We start from the raw sequence: 16,513 nt of genomic DNA on the forward strand, positions 1-16,513 counted from the left end.
GCAAACCTTGCCGTTTCGTGGACGTTTTAGAGTCCGCGGACTTTTTTAGAATTGCAGCGCCACAGAGGCGATCAGCTTGTTGTCCTTGAACGAGGCGCCCTTGGCCGCCCCCGACGAGTCCTGCTTCAGGTAGTTGTAGGTCAGGAACAGACCCACGCGACGGTTCAGCAGGTAGGTCGCGGTCGCCGAGAAGTTATCGCGCTTATCGTCACGATCGACGCCCTTGTAGTTGTCCTTGCCGTGGCTGTAAGCGGCGGACACCAGGACGTTGCGCATCAGCTCGTGGTCGATCGACGCGCCGATGTTGTTGGCAATGTAGCCTTGCGAGCCCGCCGCCGTCGCTTCCTCGATCGTGCGCGAACCGTTCAGACCGACCGTCGTCAGCTGGGTCGGGAACCACTCGACACGACCCGCGGCGTTGAAGCCGCTGATGTCCTTGAACAGGACGTTGTCGTACGACTGCTTCATGTAGCCGACTTGGATGTCGCCGCGGACCAACTCCGAGACGTCGAAGTTGGCGCCGACGCCGACGACATAGCCGTCCGAGTCGCGATTCTGGGTCGCGACGTTGGCGTCGTAGCTCTTCTTGTTGCCCGTGGCCGCCAGGTAAAGGGCGGTGTCAGGGCTGACCGCGTACTCGGCCTTGCCGCCATACGTGAATTCGTTGCGGTCGCGGAAGTCCTGGTCAACGACGCCGGTGCCCGCGATGTTGCGGACGTCGTCGTAGTTGTAATCCTTGTCATCCAGGCGACCGACGAGACGCAGACGGTTGAATTCCTTCGTCAGCGCGACCGAACCTTGGTTCAGGTCATATTCCACCGGCTTGCCAGCGGCCGCCGGAGAGGTCGTCGCCGTACGCGGTTCAATGAGGTGCTGGGTTTGAACCGAACCGGTGATGTTCGAGCCGCGCTCGATATCGATCCGGCCGTTGGCCGACAGCGTATACTCTTCCGCGTTTTCCGTATCGTTGTCGGCATAGCGGATGACGTTGCCGCCGGCGAAGAAGCCGAGGGCGTGGCGCGACCAATCCGAACGAACGGCCAGCTCGGGCTTCACGCGCCAGATGTTGTCGTCGGTCTTGCCCGTCGCGACGGCGTAGATGTTGTCGTTATGCTCGAGATCGACGGTCACGCGCGGATACACCGTGAAGCCGCCAGCCTTCTGGCCGGTCGCCTCGTAATCCGGGCGCGGGCGCTGACGAACGGAGACGTTCTTGTCGCGCGCGAAGTTGGAACCGAGATCTTGCGCCTGAGCAATCTGTGGCGCGGTCAACGCAATACAGGCCGCAACGGCCGAGCACGTTAGAATTCGCATATCTTATCCCCACCAGTAGGTGGCGGCCGGCGCATGTCGTGACACGCCAGTCCGCCCCGAGGTTTATTCGTTTAGCTGCCGCAGTAAGCGGCGATCACGCCGGCGCACGGATCGAACGGAGCCGGAGTAACAGTGGTCGTCGCGCCGCCGCCGACGCCCGCGCCGGCGTCGCCGGTCGAGGTCGAGGAGACACCTTGCAGGCTGACCAGCACGCTCGGGGCGCCACCGGCGTCCGTCGAGGCGGTGATGGTGGCCGACTGGCCGGTGGCGGCCAGCTGTTGGACGACGGCCGGAGCCGAGGCCACTTGTTGAGCCATTTCAGGAGCCACCGCGGCGGCGACCTGGATGGCCACGCCGGCGCTGATCGAACCGGCTTGGACGGCTTGGACCAGAGCCGCGGCGATCACCGTCGGCGAAGCGCCGCTGGCCGCCAGGGCGTTGGACACGGCCGCCTGAATGGCGGCCAGCTTAGCCGAGGCCGACAGCTTGGCGAAGCCCGGCTGAGCGGCGGCCGATTGAGCAGCAGCCTGGATGGTGGCCTGCAGCGACACGGCGGTCGGAGCGGGCGGCGTTTGAGCCCAGACGTGGCCAGCGCCGATAGGCGCGAGCGCAACGGCCAAGCTAATGGCGATAGCGCGGAAGCGATTAGAAGCCATGACTGCTCCCTCCAATTGAACGGCGTCCCTTTAGGACAACGTAAACGAATGCTCTAGCCCGGAATGCGCTTTTTCGTCGATTTCTCGGCGACACCGTTCCCCGAAGAACACACATTGCGTGCAACTCTCGCGGGTAAGAGTACGTAAACCGGCGTTTAGACTAGGAATGTGACGCGTTTGCCCCGCCATGGCAGATACACAGAGATGTTATCGGCGGTTTGGTTAGGCCTAAAAAACCATGTACGGCCCGGTAAGGCAACGCTGCTCGCGCAGAATCCTTGGTAAATGCCGCGAATCTGATCGATTTCGCCTTTTAGGCGATGAAATAGTTCGAATAATCCGCACTAGGTTTGGTTAAGACTAGGCCGCGGCGGAAGTCCTCGCCGGAATTTGCTGGCGCTGAACGAGACATCCATACCAACCAAGGCCCGTGTAGGTCTCGTAACCGGGGGTCAAGGCGTAACCCACGGTGATCTCGCCGTCGGCGTAACTTCCCATCGGCCCAGCAGAGACGTCCAGCGGGAAGACTTCGCTAAGAACACCCTGATTGTCCGAAGAGGCCAGGACGCGCCCTCTCTGATCCAGGAGCATCACGCGCGAGCGTTCGCGCTCCTCGCTGGTCAGGCGCACGCCGTCGACCACCGCCTGGGCTTGGGGCCGCCAGTCGAAATGCACGCCCAGCACGCCCAACGCCTCGCCCTTGGCTTGGCCGCCGGCGCGGATGGCCGTGGCGTAGGTGGCGACCGGGGCGTCGCCCAAGGCGTGGCACCGCTCGATGTCACAGGCCACGAAGTCATCGCCGGTGGCCGTGCGCAGCCCGTCCTGGAACCAGCGCGTCTGTCCGACCGACTGGCCGACGACGTTTGGATAGCGGCCCGGCCGACCATTGGCGATCACACGCCCCTTGGCGTCGCAGATCCAGAGATCGAGATAGACCGTATAGGCGTCGAGGATCACACCCAGGCGCTCGCTGGCGTATCGCCGGGCGGCCGTATCGGCGTCGGCGAGACAGGCCACCACGGCGGAGTCAGTGGCCCACCAGCGGACGTCGCAGGTGCGTTCGTAGAGATTGCGGTCGACGATCTCGATGGCATTCAGGGCCAGGTCGGCCAAGCGCTGACCGCGCATATGGCCGAGGATCGCCCCGCCGATCGCGGACAGCTCATCGAGGTCGGCCCGCACCTGGCTGTCCAGGGCGGCGGCCACGGCGTCGATTTCCGTGGAAATCTTCTTGAACTCTTCGGCGACGATGGCGAAGCCCTTGCCGGCCTCGCCAGCCCGGGCCGCCACGATCAGGGCGTTGATGGCCAGCATCTTGGCCGCGCGGTTGACCCTGGCGATCTCGCCGATCTTCTCGCCCGCCACGCTGGAGAGTCGTTCCGACAGGTCGAGAATTCGTTCCGGACGAAGACTTGTGTCCTGCTCCATCCCTGACGCGCCCCCACGCAAGACATTCGAGCGAATCGGCTCTAGCGCCACACGATGACGCCCGTGTCATCACCGCGCGACGACACGCGATGTCACACCCCAAGGCGCGAGGGCCTCTCGCAACAAAAAAGCGCCGGAACGCCCTCGAAAAGGGCGCCCGGCGCTCAAGAAGCGGGCGTTTTGGGCGTGACGCTAGACGTCGACTTCGGCGTCGAGGGCGTTTTCCTGGATGAATTCGCGGCGCGGTTCGACCAGATCGCCCATCAGGCGACTGAACATCTCGTCGGCGTCGTCGGCGTGATTCACCCGGACCTGCAGCAGGGTGCGAGCCTCGACGTCCAGCGTGGTCTCCCACAGCTGGTCGGGGTTCATCTCGCCCAGGCCCTTGTAGCGCTGGATCGTCAGGCCCTTGCGGCCCGCGTCCATCACCGCGGCGACCAGGTCCATCGGGCCCCGCACCGTGGTCGACTTGTCCTTGCGGCGGAACACGGCTCTCCCCGAGAAGATCTCGGCGAGGGCCCCTGCCCGTTCGGCCAGACGGCGGGCGTCGGCGGCGTGCAGCAGGCCGTCGTCCAGCACCACGCTTTCGGTGACGCCGCGGCGGACGCGCTTGAACACATAGGCCGTGTCGCCGCGCTCGCCGGTCCACGGGCCGTCGCCTTCCTCGGCATAAAGGTCCAAACGGGCGGCCGCGGCGGCGATGTCGGGCGTGTCGCCCAGCAGACCGGCCAGGGCCGACTGCTCGACGGCGAAGGACGGGGCGCGAGCGGCCAGGCGGTCGATATTGCCCTTGGCTTGCCGGCAAAGCTGCACCAGCGCCAGCAAGTCATGGCCGGTGCGACGCTCGCCCGACGGCAGGTCCAGTTCGGCCCCTTCGACGCCCTCGTCGATCAGGAAGGCGTCCATCTCGCTGTCGTCCTTCAGGTAGCGCGAGGACTTGCCCTTGGCGGCTTTGTAGAGCGGCGGCTGGGCGATGTAGATGTAGCCGCGCTCGATCAGCTCGGGCATCTGCCGGTAGAAGAAGGTCAGCAGCAGGGTGCGGATGTGGGCGCCGTCGACGTCGGCGTCGGTCATCAGCACGATCTTGTGGTAGCGCACCTTGTCGGCGTTGAAGTCATCGCGGCCGATGCCGGCCCCCAGGGCCGTGATCAGCGTGCCGATCTGGTCGGACGACAGCATCTTGTCGAAGCGCGCCCGCTCGACGTTCAGGATCTTGCCGCGCAGCGGCAGGACGGCCTGGTTGTCGCGATTGCGGGCCTGCTTGGCCGAGCCGCCGGCGCTGTCGCCCTCGACGATGAAGATCTCGGACTTGGCCGGATCCCGCTCGGAGCAGTCGGCCAGCTTGCCGGGCAACGAGGTGATGTCGAGCGCGCTCTTGCGGCGGGTCAGTTCGCGCGCCTTGCGGGCGGCTTCGCGGGCCGCGGCGGCCTCGGCGATCTTGCTGACGATCTGCCTGGCCTCGTTCGGGTGCTCCTCGAACCAGGTCGCAAGGCCTTCCTGCACAAGGCCTTCAACGGCCGGGCGCACTTCGGACGAGACCAGCTTGTCCTTGGTCTGCGAGCTGAACTTGGGATCCGGAACCTTGACCGACAACACGCAGGTCAGGCCTTCGCGGGCGTCTTCGCCGCCGACGCTGACCTTTTCCTTCTTGGTGATGCCCGAGCTCTCGGCGTAGCCGGTGATGATCCGGGTCAGAGCGCCCCGGAAGGCCGAAAGGTGCGTGCCGCCATCCCGCTGTGGGATGTTGTTGGTGAAGCACAGCATCTGCTCGTGGTAGCTGTCGTTCCACCACATGGCGAGGTCGACCTCGACCTTGTCCTTGACGCCGCGCACCACGATCGGGGTCTTCAGAAGCGGGGTCTTGACCTTGTCCAGGTGGCGGACGAAGGCCTCGATGCCCCCGTCGTAATGCAGCTTTTCTTCCCACGGCTCGGCGTCGCGAAGATCCCTAAACCAGATCGTCACGCCCGAGTTCAGGAACGCCAGCTCGCGCAGGCGATGCTCCAGCGTCTTCCGGTCGAATTCGATGAACGCGAAGGTGGATCGCGACGGGAAGAAGGTCACTTCCGTGCCCGACAGGGTCTCGCCGGCCTTGGGGCCGTCCTCGCGCACCGGCGAGTCGCCCGTCACCTTCAGCGAGGTCACTGCGTCGCCGCGCTCGAAGCGCATCTGGTGAGCCTTGCCGCCGCGGTGGATCTTGAGTTCCAGCCAGTCCGACAAGGCGTTGACGACCGAGACGCCCACACCGTGCAGGCCGCCCGAAACCTTATAGCTGTTCTGGTCGAACTTACCGCCCGCGTGCAGCTGGGTCATGATGACCTCGGCCGCCGAGACGCCTTCGCCCTCGTGAATATCGGTCGGGATGCCGCGGCCGTCGTCGGTGACCGTCACCGAACCGTCGGCGTTCAGGATCACCTGGACCTTGGTGGCGTGACCGGCCAGGGCCTCGTCGATGGCGTTGTCGACCACCTCATAGACCATGTGGTGCAGGCCAGAGCCGTCGTCGGTGTCGCCGATGTACATGCCGGGACGCTTGCGGACGGCGTCCAGGCCCTTCAGCACCTTGATCGAGTCCGCGCCGTACTGGGCGGCGGCTTCCTCGGTGGTCATTTCGGGCGACACTTCGGGAACTTGGTCTTCGGTGTTCTCGGTCATTCGTCTTCCAGGGCCAACGGGGCCAGGCCTATTGGGGGGTGAGGCCAGCGTCGCACACGCGAACGCCTAGCGCTCGACCCTTGAGATGGTCGAACAGCGACTCGTCCGTGCCGGTGAGGAAGGCCTGGAGCTTGAGCGCCGTGAGTTCGTCGGCCAATGCGGCTCGTCTCGTAAGATCGAGATGCGCGGCGACTTCGTCGAGCAATATTACAGGATTCGGCGCGGATTCCGCACGCGAAAGTCGCGCCGCCTGGGCCAGAACGAGGTTCAAAATCAGGGCTTTCTGCTCCCCGGTCGAGCATTCCGCCGCCGGACGGTCCTTCTCGACGTGGAAGATGGCCAGATCGCCCCGATGCGGGCCGGTCAAAGCGCGTCCGGCGGCCCCGTCGCGTCCGCGCGCTGCGGCCAGGCCTTGGGCCAATTTCAGCTCGATTTCGGCGAACGGCGCGCCGTCCAGGGCCATTTTCTCCCACTCGCCGGTCAAGGTCAGGCGCGCCTGGGGAAAAGGCCGGTCGCCACGGCTGCTTATTTCGGCCTGGAGGGCCGAAAGCGTGCGAGCGCGAGCCTGGACCAGCAGCGCCCCGAATTCGGCCAGGCAGGCCTCCAGCGCCGTCAGCCAGACGGCGTCGGCCGGCGCGCCGGTCTCGGCCGCGTCGGTCAGCAGACGCATCCGCTCGCGCTGGGCCTTGTCGTAGGCGTTGGCGTGGGCCGCGTGGGCCGGTTCACCGGCGAAAACCAGGCGGTCGAAGAATCGCCGACGCTCGGAGGCCGCCTCCAGGAACAGGCGGTCCTGGGCCGGGGTCAGCCAGATGGGCCGGACGTGGTCAGCCAACCGTCCCGGCGGCACGGTCTCGCCGTCCAGCCGAACGGTGCGGCGGGCGGCCCCGCCCTGCTCGACCCCGGTGCCGATGCGCACCGGCGCGTCCTGTCCGGACTCGACCTCGGCGGCCACCGCCCAGGCGCGACCGACCGCCTCGCCAGGCAGACGGCGGCCAACCTCGGCCAGGCTGGCCCCACGCAGGCCCTTGCCGGGGCTGAGCAGGCTTATGGCCTCGAGAAGATTGGTCTTTCCGGCCCCGTTGGGCCCGAACAGATAGACGCTGCGCCCCCCGGTCTCGAGGCGCGCGCGCTCATAGGAACGGAAGTCCGTCAGGGTCAGGGAAAGCAGTGCGGCCGACGCCATGAGCGCCTAATAGCACTTCGGCGACGATGCGCAGCCCCGGACTTTAGACCAGCCAGCCCCCTCGTCGGATCACCAGATCCGCCAGGGCATGAACCTCCCCGCGCACCAGGTGCAGCGCATGCCGCCCTCCGGCCAGCACGACGACCCATAGGCCGACGCTCAGCAGCACGACCGCGCCACGTTCCCAGGCAAAACGCATGTCGAGCCTCCGGTTCGAAGGCTGGCATGCGCCCCGATTTCGGCGGCACGCGGCCAAAATCGGGGCTAAAGCTTGTCGCCGCGCCTAGCCCAGCTTGTAACCACAGAGCTTGTTGCCATCGAGGTCGCGGAAATAGGCAAAATAGGCCTTGGGCATCCGGGCGCCAGGCTGGCCCTCGTCCGCGCCACCCAGTTCAAGGGCCTTTGCGTGAAAGGCGTCGACCTCTTCGACGGTGTCGAAGGCGAAGCCGCCCATCATGCCGTTGCCGATGCAGGCCGGATTGCCATCATAGGGGCCCAGCACCCCGAACATGCAGCCGTCGCCACGGTACAGCCGGCCACCCGAGGGGTGCTCGAACAGCGGCTTCATCCCGATCGAGCCCAGCAGCCCGTCGTAGAACGCCTTGGCTTTTTCCAGATCGTTCGATCCGACCGTTACGTAATTCACCTTCGCCATGGTTACCTCCCGTTTCCATAGAAAACGGACGTTGGCACGGGTCAGAAACGGCCGCAACGCGCCCCTACGTCAGCCCTCCCACAGGCCCCGGTATCCGTAGAGCCAGGCGCCCACCTCGGCGAAGCGCTGCGTCTGGATCGCGCACGTCCGCACGCGGCCCTGTTTGGAGGTCGTGATCCAGCCGCCGCGCTCCAGGATCTTCAGGTGCTTCATCAGCGAGGTCAGCGCCATGTCGAACGGCGCGGCCAGTTCGCCGACACTGGCCGGTCCCGCACCAAGACGGCTGAGGATTGCCCGCCGGGTCGGATCGGCCAGGGCCTGGAACACGTCATCGAGGGGCGCGAGTTGATGATCCATATGGCTAAGCATGGGTCACGACCACGGTTAGCGCAACAGCTCAGCTAAGTTCAACCCTTCCGCGCGTTTCACGACCGGCCGACGATGTTCCACGGGGCCGTCGATCCGACGCGGACGGTAAGTGTAAAGGCTAAGCTTGGCGCGGGACGCTATTTCGCGCCGTCCAGGCCCAGCACCTTGCGCAGGAACTGGGTCTCGACCTCGCGGCGGCGGTCGTTGTTGGCTTTTTTCTGGAAGCCGTGCCCCTCGTCCTTGAACTGCACGTACCAGGTCTCGACGCCTTGGCCGCGCAGCTTGGCGACAACCTGGTCGGACTCGGACTTGGGCACGCGCGGGTCGTTCCAGCCTTGCATGACCAGCATCGGCTTGCTGATCTTGCCGACATTGTTCATCGGCGAGATCGTCTCGAACGCCTTCAGCATCTTCGGATCGCGCTCGTCGCCGTACTCGGCCCGGCGCAGGTCGCGGCGATAGGCTTCGGTGTTCTGCAGGAACGAGACGAAGTTACTGATCCCGTAGCGTTCGATCCCGCCGGCCAGACGATCTGAATAGTGAGTCATCACGGCCAGCGACATGTAACCGCCGTACGACTGGCCGTAGACGACCACCCGGTTCGGATCGAGGTCGGGCTGGGTCTTGATCCAGTCCAGCAGCGCGCCGATGTCCTTGACCGAGTCCTCGCGCTTCTCGGCGTTGTCGAGGTTGAGGTAGGCCTTGCCGTAGCCGCTGGAACCCCGGACGTTGGTGACGATCACCGCCGCGCCCAGCTCGGCCACCGTGTGCTGGTGGAAGGGATTGAAGATCGGGCGCGATTGACCTTCCGGCCCACCGTGGATGTCGATGATCACCGGCGCCTTCATCCCAGCGGCCAGCTTAGGCTTGTAGACGAAGGCGGGGATCGAACGCTTGTCGAACGAGGGGAAGCGGACGAGTTCCGGATTGACGAGCGCCTTGGCGTCAAGGCCGCCCAGCTCCGAGGCCGTCCAGCGTTCCAGCTTGGCGTCGGTCACGCCCCAGCTCCACGCGTCGCTCGCGGCCGTCGGCGTCGCCAGGCCGAAACCCAGCTTCGATCCGTCGGGCGAAAAGACGATCCCGGAGACCACGCCAGCCGGCAGCTCCGGCTGCGGCAAGGCGCGGCGGGTGCGGAAGTCCTGGACCACCAGTTTCGAATAGCCGTCCTCGTTGACGACATAGGCCAGGATCCGACCATCGTCGGACAGGGCGAAGTCCTCGACATCCCACGAACGCTCACCCGAAAGGCTAAGCTTGGCGCCGGTGGCGAGGTCGATCTGGACGAGGCGGGCGAAGTCCGAGCCCTCGTCGGAGAGCGTCAGGATGCTCTTGCCATCCGGCGCGAAGATCCCGCCGGAATAGGCGACCTTCTTGCCCGGGCTGAGTTCGGTCAGCTTGCCGGTGGCGACATCGAGCAGCCAGTACCGCGACTCGTTGATCGAGAGATAGCGGCCCAGCAGCACCGCCTTGCCGTCGGGCGACACCGCGACCGGCGAGACCTGACCCTGACCCTTGTAGATCACCTTGGCCTCGCCCGGCGCGGCCGGGTCGCGCATCAGCACGTCGTAGTCGGCCGAGCCCTTCACCGCCCGCGACCACACCAAGACCGAACCATCCTTGGACCAGGCCGGGGACTGGTTGCGCGTGCCGGGCTGCGTCAGCTGGACGACCTTGCCGTCGGCGTCACGGACGAACAGCTGGAACCACTCGTCGCCGCCGGTGTCCTTGGCGAACAGGATCTTGCCGTCCGGAAGGGTATGGGCGCTGGAGACGGGCTCGTCGTAGAAGGTGATCTGGCTGCGGTCCGCGCCGGGCGCGGCGACCACGTGCAGCTGGTTGGTGTTGCCGAACCGCGTAGCGATGATCATTCCACCGCCAGCCGCCCAGTCGTCGAAGGCGGCCGAGCGCGCGTTCTGGTAGCGGGCCAGGCTCTCGCGGATCGCGGGCGGCGCGACCGGCACGTTCTCCAGGATCTGATTGCCCATCTCGCGGCGTTCGACCGCGCCCTGTTGAGCGAGCGCGGGAACGGCGGCGGCGAGGGCCGCGATGGCGGCCGAGACGGCGAGCAGCTTCTTCATCGGCGAACCCCAAAAGCAAAACGGGCGCGCAGAACCTGTCTGGTTTAGATGCAGCCATCTAAACCAGATAAGCAGGTTCTATCTTCAAGCATTTGGAGCGCGATCGCGCTCCAAGGCGCCCGTCTCTTTATACTTAGGCCGCGGATCAGACCCGCAGCGGCATCAGCACGTACTTCACGCCCGGGTCGACCGGATCGACCACCAGGGTCGGGCTAGCCGGGTCGGCGAAGCGGAACTCTGCCTGCGGGCCGGCGATCTGGCCGCAGACGTCCAGCAGGTAGCGGGCGTTGAAGCCGATCTCGAAGGGCTCGCCGTCGTAATCGACCTCGACCTCTTCGACGGCCTGGCCGGCTTCCATGTTGCGGACGGTCAGGGTGACCCGGCCTGGCTCGATGGCCAGTTTCACCGAACGGCTCTTCTCGGCCGAGATGGTGGCCACCCGGTCGACGGCCTTGGCGAACAGGTCGTTGTCCAGGGTCAGGATCTTGGCGTTGTCGCGCGGGATCACCCGCAGATAGTCCGGGAAGGCGCCGTCGATGACCTTGGAGGTCAGGGCGGCCGCGCCGAACTCGAAGCGGACCTTCTGCGGCGACAGCTGGACGTCGACGTGCTCGCCGGCCGATTCCATCAGGCGGCGGGCCTCGGCGATGGTCTTGCGCGGCACGATCACGCCGGGCAGGCCGACCGCGCCCTCGGGGGCCGGCATCTCGGCCAGGGCCAGGCGGTGACCGTCGGTGGCCACGGCGCGCAGCTTGGTCTCGCCGCCCTCGTTGACCGTGTGCAGATAGAGGCCGTTCAGATAGTAGCGGGTCTCTTCGGTCGAGATCGCGAAGCGGGTCTTGTCGATCAGCCGGATCAGCTCGTTGGTGTCGACCGCGATGCGGTTCGACAGGCCGTCGCTGCTCATCACCGGGAAGTCGCCGGCCGGCAGCACCGGCAGGTTGAAGCGCGAGCGGCCCGCCTGGATCACCAGGCGCGGATCGTCGCCGCTGAAGCTCAGCGAAACGTCGGCGCCGTCGGGCAGCTTGCGGACGATTTCATAGAGCGTATGGGCCGGGGCGGTGATCTGGCCGGGGACGTCGATCTGGGCCAGGCCCTCGTCGATGATCTCCATGTCCAGGTCGGTCGCCGAAAACGACAGCGTGCTGCCTTCCGCCGACAGCAGGATATTCGACAGGATCGGGATGGTGTTACGGCGCTCGACGACGCTCTGCACATGCCCCAGCGCCTTCAGGAGCGCCGCCCGTTCGATCGTAAGCTTCATAATTCGGTCCAGATCGCGCGGGCGGCCAGTGAGAATCGCCCGCTACCCCCGTTGAGAATGGACCGCCGACATTATCGCAAAGCGCGGAGGGGGAAAGGGGGCGCGCCCGTCATTTACGCCCCCTCGCCAGTCAAAAACGCCGGGTTCAGGCCTTCTGGTCGAACGACCCGCCCGAGTTGTCGCCGTCGGCGGCCGCTCCGGCATAGGGATTGGCGCCGCCGGCCGGCTGCTCGCCGGTCGCCGAACCCGTGGACGGACCGGTCGAACCCTTGGCCGCCACGGCGACCATGGCCGGGCGCACCAGGCGTCCCATCAGCTCGTAACCGGCCTGCAGCACGGCGACCACGCCGCCGGCGGCGACCTCGGTCGAAGGCTGTTCGGTCACGGCTTGATGCAGGTGCGGATCGAACTTGTCGCCCTTGGCCGGATCGATTTTCTTCAGGCCGTTGCGTTCGAAGGCGCCTTGCAGCTCCTTCTCGGTCATCTCGACGCCGATGATGAAGTTCTTCACCGCCGCGTCGGTCGACTCCTTGGGACTGTGGGCCGTGGCGCGGGACAGGTTGTCGGCCGCACCCAGCAGGTCGCGGGCGAATTTCTGGATCGCGTAGGCGCGCGCGTCGTTCATCTCGCGCTCGGCGCGGCGCTTGGTGTTCTCGGCCTCGGCGGCGTAGCGCAGGGCCTGCTCCTTCAGAGCGGCCACTTCCAGCTTCAGCGCCTCGATCTCTTGCGACGCGTCGTCGACTTCGAACGGCATCTCTTCCGCCGGCGTTTGCTCGTCGGTCATCTCGTAAAGTCCTTATCCATCCATCATCCGACCGAGCACCCGGGCGGTGTAGTCCACCAACGGAATGACTCGGGCGTAGTTCAATCGCGCCGGACCGATCACGCCGATCGCGCCCAGCACCTTCTGACGCCCCGTCATATAGGGCGCCGCGATCACCGAGGAACCCGAAAGCGAAAACAGGCGCGTTTCGGCCCCGATATAGATGCGAACGCCCTCGGCGTCGCGCACATCGTCGAGCAGGCCGATCAGCTGGCCCTTCTGCTCAAGATCGTCGAACAACTGGCGGACCCGGTCGATGTCCTCGTGGGCCCGGGCGTCGGCCAGCAGGTTGGCCTGTCCCCGCACGATCAGCGAGCGGGCGTCGCCCTCCCCGCCGCTCCAGGCGGCCAGGCCGTCCTCGACCAGGCGCGCGGCGGTCTCGTCCAGCTGGCGGCGGGCGATGTCGAGCTCGGCGCCCATCTCGGTCCGCGCCTCGCTGAGCGTGCGGCCGCGCAGGCGGGCGTTGAGGAAGTTGCTGGCCTCCTGCAGGGCCGAGGGCGTCACGCCCGGGGCCTGGCGCATCAGCCGGTTCTCGACCTGGCCGTCCTCGAACACCATGACCGCCAGCACCTGGCCGCCGCCAAGCGGCACGAACTCCACGTGTTTGACGCCGCCCTCGCGAACGGGCGTGACCACGATGCCGGCCCCGCCGGCCAGGCCGGACAGCACGGACGAGGCCTCGGCCATCGCCTCCTCGAACGAGCGGCCCTTGACCGCCAGCCGCGCCTCGATGGCCCGCTTGTCCTGCTCGGCGATGTCGCCGACCTCCAGCAGGCCGTCGACGAACATGCGCAGGCCCGCGTGGGTCGGCATCCGTCCGGCGCTGGTGTGGGGGGCGTCCAGCAGGCCCAGATGCGCCAGGTCCTGCATGGTGTTGCGGATCGAGGCTGGCGACAGTGCCAGCCCACCGCGCGAGATGGTGCGCGAGCCGACCGGCTCGCCAGTCTCGAGATACGACTCGACGACGCGGCGGAAGATGTCGCGGGCGCGGGCGTCCAGCTCGCCGAGCGCCGGCGCGGGGACGATCGGTCCTGGAAACGGTGGCGTCATTTCAAAACCACTTGGTCAGGACCATGCGCGGCGTGTCGTCTCGAGGCGTGTCGTTTGGGACCCGGTGGTCGAACAAAAGGAGTCGGCCTCTTTCAACTGCGGCTCGCAATAGGATAAGCGGCCCGTCACGCACATTCAAATATCCCCCTTTCTTCCTGAAACCAGGAGTTTCCCATGCGTCCGTCCGAACGCGCCCCCGATCAGCTGCGCGCCGTCACGCTGGAAACCGGCGTCAACCGCTACGCCGAGGGATCCTGCCTGATCAGCTTCGGCCACACCAAGGTGCTGGTCACCGCCACGGTTGAGGAGAATGTCCCAGGCTGGATGCGTAACAAGGGCGCCGGCTGGGTCACGGCCGAGTACGGCATGCTGCCCCGCGCCACCCACACGCGCGGCCGCCGCGAGGCCGCCGCCGGCAAGCAGACCGGCCGAACCCAGGAGATCCAGCGCCTGATCGGCCGCAGCCTGCGGGCCGTCGTCGACCTGAAGGCCCTGGGCGAGCGCCAGATCACCCTGGACTGCGACGTCGTCCAGGCCGACGGCGGCACCCGCACCGCCGCCATCACCGGCGCCTGGGTCGCCCTGCGCCTGGCCACCAAGTATCTGCTGGACGAAGGCGTGCTGAAGACCGACCCGATCGTCGGCCAGGTCGCGGCCGTCTCGTGCGGCGTGTTCAACGACGTTCCAGTCCTCGACCTCGACTATGAAGAAGACTCCACCGCCGAGGCCGACAGCAACTTCGTGCTGACCGGTGTGGGCGACATCGTCGAGATCCAGGCCACCGGCGAGAAGCGCGGCTTCACCCGCGCCGAGTTCGAAGCGCTGTTCGGCCTTGCTGAAAAAGGCATCAACGAACTGTTCGCCCTGCAGCGCGCGGCGATCGGCGGGTAGGCGCCCACTTGTCCGAACGGGGTATCGGTCCCAGATTCCAATCCTGAAGATTAGGAGTCTCGCGTGACCACCCCGTTCGAAGGCCATGAAGTCGAAGCCCGCCTGCGCCCGTCGGCCGAGGCCTATCGCTTCGACCTCGACCATGTGCTCGCCTCGATGGTCGCCTTGGAGGCCACCGTCCCGGGCGACGCCTATACGGCCGCCATCCTGGGCACCGAGCGCATCGGCAACGGCGTCGTCGTCGGTCCCGGCGGCCTCGTCCTGACCATGGCCTATCTGATCACCGAGGCCGAAGAGGTCGTACTGACCCGCAATGACGGCCGCCGTGTGCCCGCCCACGTGCTGGGCCTGGACGTCCGCTCGGGCCTGGGCCTGGTCCAGGCGCTGGAGCCGCTGGACCTGCCGGTGATCGCCATCGGCAGCGCCAAGGACCTCGAAACCGGCTCGCCGATCATCGCCGCCGGCGCTGGGGGCCGAGCCCACGCCGTGGCCGGCCAGGTCCTGGCCCGCATGCCGTTCGCCGGCTACTGGGAATATCTGCTGGACGACGCCATCATCACCGGCCCGGCCCACCCCCACTGGAGCGGGGCGGCGCTGATCGGCCCCAAGGGCGACCTCGTCGGCCTGGGCTCCCTGACCCTGGAGGGGCGCGACAAGGAAGGCCAGGCCAAGCCGATCAACATGTTCGTGCCCGCCGAGCTGCTGCCGCCGATCCTAGACGAGCTGGCCCGCGGCCAGGCCCCGCACCCGCCGCGCCCGTGGCTGGGGATCTTCGCCCAGGAGATGGAAAACCACGTCGTGATCGTCGGCATCTCGCCCAAGGGTCCCGCCGCCCGCGCCGAGCTGCGGGCCGGCGACCTGATCCTGGCCATCGACGACCAGCCGATCGCGGACCTCGCCGAATTTTACGAGACGCTGTGGAGCCTGGGCGACGCCGGCGTCACCGTGCCGCTGAAGGTCCTGCGCGAGGGCGACGCCTTCGAGGTCGAGGTCCGCTCGATGGACCGCGCCACCCTGCTGAAGAAACGGCGGTTCAACTAGGCGGCCACCAGACGCTATCTCTGGTAGGCCACGGCCGATGGAAGCTCTAAGAAGTTGACTCGACCGCAGCCGAGAGCCTGAACCATGACGACGCCCCGCGGCCCCTGGGACCAGCCGGAACGGTCGGCGCCATCGCCCGGCCCCGTTCTCAACCATCGCCTCTGGCTGTGGCTAGGCCTGCTGGCGGCCGTGGCGGTGCTGGCCTTGGCCCTGGCTCGCGCCTTTCCCGAGGCGGTGCGGACTGGCGACGACAAAGCCGAGATCTTTTACCAACTGGGCCTGGTGGTGCTGATCTCCTCGGCCCTGCTGCGCGGGATGCGCGGGTCGATCGGCCAACACCTGAAGCACGTGGCCTTGTGGGCGGGGATCGTCGCCGTCCTGGCCCTGGGCTATGCCTATCGCGCGGAAATCGCCGGCGTCCCCGAGCGGCTGAAGCTGGCCTTCAACGTCGGAACCCCGGTCCAGGTCGGCGAGCGCACCCTGGTCGTGCCGCAGGGCGAGGACGGCGCCTATGTCGTCGACGGCCTGGTCAACGGCCAGCGCGTGCGGTTCATGGTCGACACCGGCGCGACCCAGACGGTGCTCAGCCCCGACGACGCTCGACGCCTGGGCATCCCGGTCGACACGCTGGACTATGGCTACGAAGCCGAGACCGCCAACGGCAAGGGCTACAGCGCCGCCTACGACGCCAGCAGCCTGGCGGTCGGGCCGATCAAGCTCGAGGGCTTCCGGGTGATGGTCAACAAGGCCCCGATGAGCGGCTCGCTGCTGGGGATGAGCTTCCTCCAGCGCCTGGACGCGTTCGAGTTCCGCGACCGCCGGCTGATCCTGAAGTGGCGCGAGGACGAGAAGGGTCGCGCCTACTAGCCTTCCACGTCGTCTTCGTCGTGGGTGTCGGCCGGGCCGTATTCGAAGGTCAGCAGGTCGCCCGGCTGACATTGCAGCTCACGGCACAGGGCGTCGAGGGTCGAGAAGCGCACCGCCCTGGCCTTGCCGGTCTTGAGGATTGAGAGGTTGGCGATCGTCACCCCCACCCGGTCAGAGAGCTCGGTCAGCGACATGCGGCGTTCCAGCAGCACGCGGTCGAGGTTCACGCGGACGGACAT

At 66.8% G+C, this 16,513-nt stretch carries 15 protein-coding genes and 1 pseudogene; 3 read left to right on the top strand and 13 right to left on the bottom strand.

Annotated elements, in window-relative coordinates:
- Positions 1 to 45: 45 nt before the first annotated feature.
- The 12 genes and pseudogenes from AC1DSO_RS07390 to hrcA all read right to left on the bottom strand — a co-directional run bounded on the left by AC1DSO_RS07390 (position 46) and on the right by hrcA (position 13,475).
- Positions 46 to 1,314 (bottom strand): outer membrane beta-barrel protein, encoded by a 1,269-nt coding sequence (locus AC1DSO_RS07390; protein ID WP_477068228.1) that lies wholly within the window; start codon positions 1,312 to 1,314, stop codon positions 46 to 48.
- A gap of 71 nt (positions 1,315 to 1,385) precedes the next feature.
- A complete protein-coding gene (locus AC1DSO_RS07395; protein WP_477068229.1) occupies positions 1,386 to 1,970 on the bottom strand; it encodes a hypothetical protein in 585 nt (194 codons plus the stop codon).
- Positions 1,971 to 2,330: 360 nt separating this feature from the next.
- Positions 2,331 to 3,468: pseudogene (locus AC1DSO_RS07400) on the bottom strand (cache domain-containing protein).
- Between the two features lie 122 nt (positions 3,469 to 3,590).
- The gene (gyrB, locus tag AC1DSO_RS07405) at positions 3,591 to 6,053 is read right to left on the bottom strand and encodes a DNA topoisomerase (ATP-hydrolyzing) subunit B (protein WP_477068230.1); all 2,463 of its coding nucleotides are present in this window, start codon (positions 6,051 to 6,053) and stop codon (positions 3,591 to 3,593) included.
- A gap of 28 nt (positions 6,054 to 6,081) precedes the next feature.
- Complete coding sequence (gene recF, locus AC1DSO_RS07410) at positions 6,082 to 7,236, bottom strand: DNA replication/repair protein RecF (protein ID WP_477068231.1); 1,155 nt, start codon at positions 7,234 to 7,236, stop codon at positions 6,082 to 6,084.
- A 43-nt stretch (positions 7,237 to 7,279) separates the two neighbouring features.
- On the bottom strand, positions 7,280 to 7,435 hold the full coding sequence (locus tag AC1DSO_RS07415; RefSeq protein WP_477068232.1) for a hypothetical protein: 156 nt from the start codon (positions 7,433 to 7,435) through the stop codon (positions 7,280 to 7,282).
- 84 nt (positions 7,436 to 7,519) lie between these two features.
- Positions 7,520 to 7,891 (bottom strand): VOC family protein, encoded by a 372-nt coding sequence (locus tag AC1DSO_RS07420; RefSeq protein WP_477068233.1) that lies wholly within the window; start codon positions 7,889 to 7,891, stop codon positions 7,520 to 7,522.
- Between the two features lie 69 nt (positions 7,892 to 7,960).
- On the bottom strand, positions 7,961 to 8,248 hold the full coding sequence (locus AC1DSO_RS07425) for an ArsR/SmtB family transcription factor (RefSeq protein ID WP_477068234.1): 288 nt from the start codon (positions 8,246 to 8,248) through the stop codon (positions 7,961 to 7,963).
- Between the two features lie 149 nt (positions 8,249 to 8,397).
- Positions 8,398 to 10,338, bottom strand: coding sequence for a S9 family peptidase (locus AC1DSO_RS07430; protein WP_477068235.1), 1,941 nt, complete (start codon positions 10,336 to 10,338; stop codon positions 8,398 to 8,400).
- Between the two features lie 145 nt (positions 10,339 to 10,483).
- Entirely contained in the window at positions 10,484 to 11,602 is a 1,119-nt protein-coding gene (gene dnaN / locus AC1DSO_RS07435; protein WP_477068236.1) for a DNA polymerase III subunit beta, read from the bottom strand.
- Between the two features lie 145 nt (positions 11,603 to 11,747).
- On the bottom strand, positions 11,748 to 12,386 hold the full coding sequence (grpE, locus tag AC1DSO_RS07440) for a nucleotide exchange factor GrpE (protein WP_477068237.1): 639 nt from the start codon (positions 12,384 to 12,386) through the stop codon (positions 11,748 to 11,750).
- Between the two features lie 12 nt (positions 12,387 to 12,398).
- The gene (hrcA, locus tag AC1DSO_RS07445) at positions 12,399 to 13,475 is read right to left on the bottom strand and encodes a heat-inducible transcriptional repressor HrcA (RefSeq protein ID WP_477068238.1); all 1,077 of its coding nucleotides are present in this window, start codon (positions 13,473 to 13,475) and stop codon (positions 12,399 to 12,401) included.
- Between the two features lie 174 nt (positions 13,476 to 13,649).
- Between hrcA and rph the strand changes: the two genes are divergently transcribed.
- The 3 genes from rph (at position 13,650) to AC1DSO_RS07460 (ending at position 16,274) form a co-directional block, all read left to right on the top strand.
- Positions 13,650 to 14,366 (top strand): ribonuclease PH, encoded by a 717-nt coding sequence (gene rph / locus AC1DSO_RS07450; RefSeq protein ID WP_056053554.1) that lies wholly within the window; start codon positions 13,650 to 13,652, stop codon positions 14,364 to 14,366.
- A gap of 63 nt (positions 14,367 to 14,429) precedes the next feature.
- A complete protein-coding gene (locus AC1DSO_RS07455) occupies positions 14,430 to 15,407 on the top strand; it encodes a S1C family serine protease (protein ID WP_477068239.1) in 978 nt (325 codons plus the stop codon).
- 84 nt (positions 15,408 to 15,491) lie between these two features.
- Positions 15,492 to 16,274, top strand: a complete 783-nt coding sequence (locus tag AC1DSO_RS07460; protein WP_477068240.1) for a retropepsin-like aspartic protease family protein — start codon at positions 15,492 to 15,494, stop codon at positions 16,272 to 16,274.
- Here AC1DSO_RS07460 and AC1DSO_RS07465 read toward each other — a convergent pair.
- Positions 16,271 to 16,513, bottom strand: a complete 243-nt coding sequence (locus tag AC1DSO_RS07465) for a helix-turn-helix domain-containing protein (RefSeq protein ID WP_477068241.1) — start codon at positions 16,511 to 16,513, stop codon at positions 16,271 to 16,273. The two genes, AC1DSO_RS07460 and AC1DSO_RS07465, sit on opposite strands and share 4 nt — an antisense overlap.

It is taken from the genome of Caulobacter sp. P4_E5 (assembly GCF_056401555.1).